3 protein-coding genes are annotated in these 4022 nt (G+C 25.8%); 2 read left to right on the forward strand and 1 reads right to left on the reverse strand.

Annotated features, from left to right (window positions below; translation table 11 throughout):
• Positions 1–461: 461 nt before the first annotated feature.
• Positions 462–2615 carry a YhgE/Pip domain-containing protein gene (locus E6248_RS14100; RefSeq protein WP_316341420.1) on the forward strand — a complete coding sequence of 718 codons (2154 nt, stop codon included), beginning with the start codon at positions 462–464 and terminating at the stop codon, positions 2613–2615.
• 31 nt (positions 2616–2646) lie between these two features.
• On the opposite strand, the gene E6248_RS14105 is transcribed toward E6248_RS14100, so the two are convergent.
• Positions 2647–3165 (reverse strand): hypothetical protein, encoded by a 519-nt coding sequence (locus E6248_RS14105; protein WP_316341421.1) that lies wholly within the window; start codon positions 3163–3165, stop codon positions 2647–2649.
• A 473-nt stretch (positions 3166–3638) separates the two neighbouring features.
• On the opposite strand from E6248_RS14105, the gene E6248_RS14110 reads away from it, so the two are divergent.
• A complete protein-coding gene (locus E6248_RS14110; protein ID WP_316341422.1) occupies positions 3639–3977 on the forward strand; it encodes a YbaK/EbsC family protein in 339 nt (112 codons plus the stop codon).
• Positions 3978–4022: the final 45 nt, after the last annotated feature.

Here is a 4022-nt window from a genome sequence, read left to right on the forward strand (position 1 = left end):
GTATATGAATTCAGGACAAGAAAAATTTTTAAATTTTATAATGGCAAATGTAGAAGAAAAAAACCAAGATAAAGCTAAGGAACTATTAAAATAAAGTTTTGCCAAACAAGAAGAGGGTACTTTTAATAAAGAATATTTAATGACTTTTATTCCTAGAATGCTTGAATTAATAAAACCAGAAAGTTTAGAACAAGTAAAAAGTATAATGATGAATTTTAAAGGTTAGATAATTTAAAAAGTTAATTGCTTATATATATCGTATTACTGAAAATAGTATGCGATATTTTTTTATTTATAAAAATATATTTATACGCTTATGAATGGGGATTAAAATAAGATAAGTATATTTCATTTTGCAAGATTTTCACTATTTTTATAATAAGTATAGAAAGTTAATAATTTTAATGATTTAAGTAAAAAATAAAACCATACTAATGATAAGGTTGATATGGAGGTCAATAATGAAAAATATATTTAAAATATTTCTAAGGGATTTGAAGAGTATTTCAAGAAATTATGTTGCATTAATTATAATTTTAGGACTTATGATATTACCTTCATTATATGCATGGTTTAATATTAAAGCTAGTTGGGATCCTTATGGAAGTACAGGAGGAATAAAGGTTGCTATAGTTAATAAGGATAGGGGGGATAATCTTCAAGATAAATTTATTAATGTTGGAGATGAACTTGTAGAAAAGCTTAAAAATAATACTAACTTAGGTTGGAAATTTGTATCTGAAGAAGAGGGGAATTCAGGAGTTGAAAAAGGAAAATACTATGCAACAATAATAATTCCTGAAGAATTTACTAGTGAAACACTATCTATAATGGAAAAGACACTTACAAGACCAACATTAATATATAAAGTAAATGTAAAAAGTAATGCAATTGCTCCTAAAATTACAGAAAAGGGTGTTACAACAATAAAATCTCAAGTAGATACTAATATTATTGAAACTGTTGATGGATTAATATTCATGGTACTAAATGAAGCAGGAGTAAGTATTGAAGGTTCAAAAGATAAAATAATAAAGCTTATAAATGGAATTATTGAAATAAATAATAAAGTTCCAGAAATAGAAAATGTAATTAATGATTTAGATAATGGAAGTTCTAAAATAGAAGATTTAATTTTAAGGACTAAAGAAAATTTACCATTAGTAAAAGATACTTTAATTTCAAGTGAAAAGTTATTAGTTGATACTAAAAATGCATTAGAAAAATCAAAGGGAGCATTAGCAGAAGTAGCTCCAGTAGTTAAGTCAGATTTAGAATTAATAAATAGGGAACTTAATAATTTAGAAGGAATAATAAATACAGTAATTAATTTAAATGTTGATAAACAGGCTATTATTAATGGTTTAGATAATATTAGTATAAAGAGTAATGAGATAAATGGTAAGATTAATGGAATTATAAAAGTTTTAGAACCATTATCAAAGTTTAATGATAATTTAAAAGAAATAGTAAATGATTTATCCCTAGCAAGTTCAAAATTAAACTCAGTAACAGATATTATAAATCAAATAAGTAATGCAGTTAATAATGCAAAGCCTATAGATAAGACTAAACTTCAGGAGATAAAAGCATTAATAGCCAATAATAGAAGTATAATTTTAAATATTTTAAACAACTATGATTCAAAGTATATTCCAGCCATTAATAATGCTATAGATGAGTTAACAAAAATATCTAATAATTCAATTAAGTTATTAGAGGAAGCAACATTAGCAATTCCAGATATAGATAATCTGCTTAATACATTAAATGATGCATTGAAGCTTGGTAAAGATGATATAGAAAAGTTAAACAGTGAAATGCCAATAATTAAAGATAGATTGAATAGTATTGCTTCAAAGCTAGTATTTTTAAGTGATGAAGAAGATATAGATAAGTTTTTATCCTTACTAAAGAATGATTGGGAGGCTGTTAGTAAATTTTTAGGCAGTCCTGTGGAAATAAAAGAGGAGATATTATTCCCTATACCTAATTATGGATCAGCTATGTCACCATTTTATTCTACCCTTGCTTTATGGGTAGGAGCTTTAATCTTAGTTTCTTTATTAACTACAGAGCCACATGGATTCAAGAAAGATATTAACTTTAAGCCTTATGAAAAGTACTTTGGCAAGTTTCTGACTTTTGGATTTATTGGAATATGTCAGGCATTAATATTAACTTTAGGTGATATATATTTACTTAAGTGCTATGTCTTAAATAAAGGTTTATTTATAGGGATAAGTCTTTTAAGCAGTATAATATTTATATTAATAGTCTATACTTTAGTTTCTATATTTGGTAATGTTGGAAAGGCTATAGCTGTAGTATTACTAGTTATTCAAGTTGCAGGTGCAGGTGGGACCTTCCCTGTAGAAGTAATGCCGAGTTTCTTTAAAAAAGTAAATCCATTTTTACCATTTACTTATTCAATATCAGCTATGAGAGAGGCAGTAGCTGGAGTAGTAAAGGAGAATTTATTAAGAGATTTAACTATGATTGTAAGTTATGGAGTAATATTTATACTAATAGGATTATTTTTAAAGGGGCCAATAAATAGAATAAGTAGAAAGTTTATAGATAAATTAAATGAAAGTGGGCTTATAGGTCATTAAAAATAAGAGGTTGCTTTGGTGCAACCTCTTTTCAACTTAAAATACCTTTTATTATTATATCTATTTCTTTAATTTCTTTATCTGTATAAGTTAATATATTATAATCATAAGAGTAATTATCAAGAGATCTCTCTGTTTTATGATTATTTTGATTAGTAGTTAAAATACTTTTATAATCAACTCTAGTTATATGAATTGATGTTGTTCTACCGATATCTTTTAAGCATTCTATTTCTCTAGGAAATCTTGCATCAGGAATAAGGACAATATCAAAATCATTTTTAACTAAATTAACAATTTTAATAAGCTCATTTATTAAGTACATTTCATCTTGAGCTCTCATCTTATCTCCTAATTTTTGAAGAATATCTCTACCAACTTCATCTTTAATACCGTTCCAATTGTAAACCTGAGTTGCTACCATTTTTAAATAGTCAGCATAATGAATAATAAATACTCTTTGTCCCTTAGCCTCAAGTTTTAACTTTAATTTATGGGCAAGTGTATCCTTACCATGTCCTGCAGGACCAGAAATTGTTATACATTTCATTAATAGTTTCTCCTTTTCTTTGGTATTTAGTTTATTTATTAAATAATTATATCATAAGTTTATATTTTACTAGATAATCAAATCAATTAAATGGATAATTGATAGTGGTTAATGCATAATTAGGGATGTTTTGGAGGTCAAAACTTAAAATATTAATATAGAGTTAAAGACAAATAGAAAGTTCCTAGATTTTCTCTAGAAACTTTCAAATTAACGATGAAAAAAGGAACTATGATTATAATAAACAAAAGCTAGCTACATAGCTAGATCGATACTAACAGAAGTTTACCAAGAATAACTTCTATCTAAAATTATGCCCATTAATTTTGGTTATAGACATTTCATTTTAATAAATCCTAAAAATAATAACAATATATATTTATCTAACGTTTATGCATATATCATTACTAATTGTTTATTTGTTTTATTTCTTAATATATAATATAAGTAGTAAATTATAGAGGTGTAGTATTATGTCAAAAGAAAAATCAATTAAAACAAATGCAATGAGAATATTAGATAAAAAGAATATAACATATTCAGTAACTACATACGATACTACTGATGGTAAAATTGATGGGGTATCAGTTGCTGAAAAGGTAAATAAGAACAAAGAGGAAGTATTTAAAACTTTAGTTACAACTTCCAATTCAAAGAACATTTATGTTTTCCTAATTCCAGTAGCTGAGGAATTAGATTTAAAGAAGTCAGCTAAGGCAGTAGGAGAAAAATCAGTTGAAATGCTTAAATCAAAAGACTTATTACCTTTAACAGGTTACATACATGGGGGCTGTTCGCTTATATCTATTTGAACCAAAAGATTATTTGAAATAAACTTCAAATGTATCATTCAAAGG

This window comes from Clostridium sp. (assembly GCF_032552055.1).
GTDB lineage: Bacteria > Bacillota > Clostridia > Clostridiales > Clostridiaceae > Clostridium.

Excerpts from the sequence above, each read along its gene's own strand:
- E6248_RS14100 (WP_316341420.1), top strand. The coding sequence starts at position 462 with ATGAAAAATATATTTAAAATATTTCTAAGGGATTTGAAGAGTATTTCA.
- E6248_RS14105 (WP_316341421.1), bottom strand. The coding sequence starts at position 3,165 with ATGAAATGTATAACAATTTCTGGTCCTGCAGGACATGGTAAGGATACA.
- E6248_RS14110 (WP_316341422.1), top strand. The coding sequence starts at position 3,639 with ATGTCAAAAGAAAAATCAATTAAAACAAATGCAATGAGAATATTAGAT.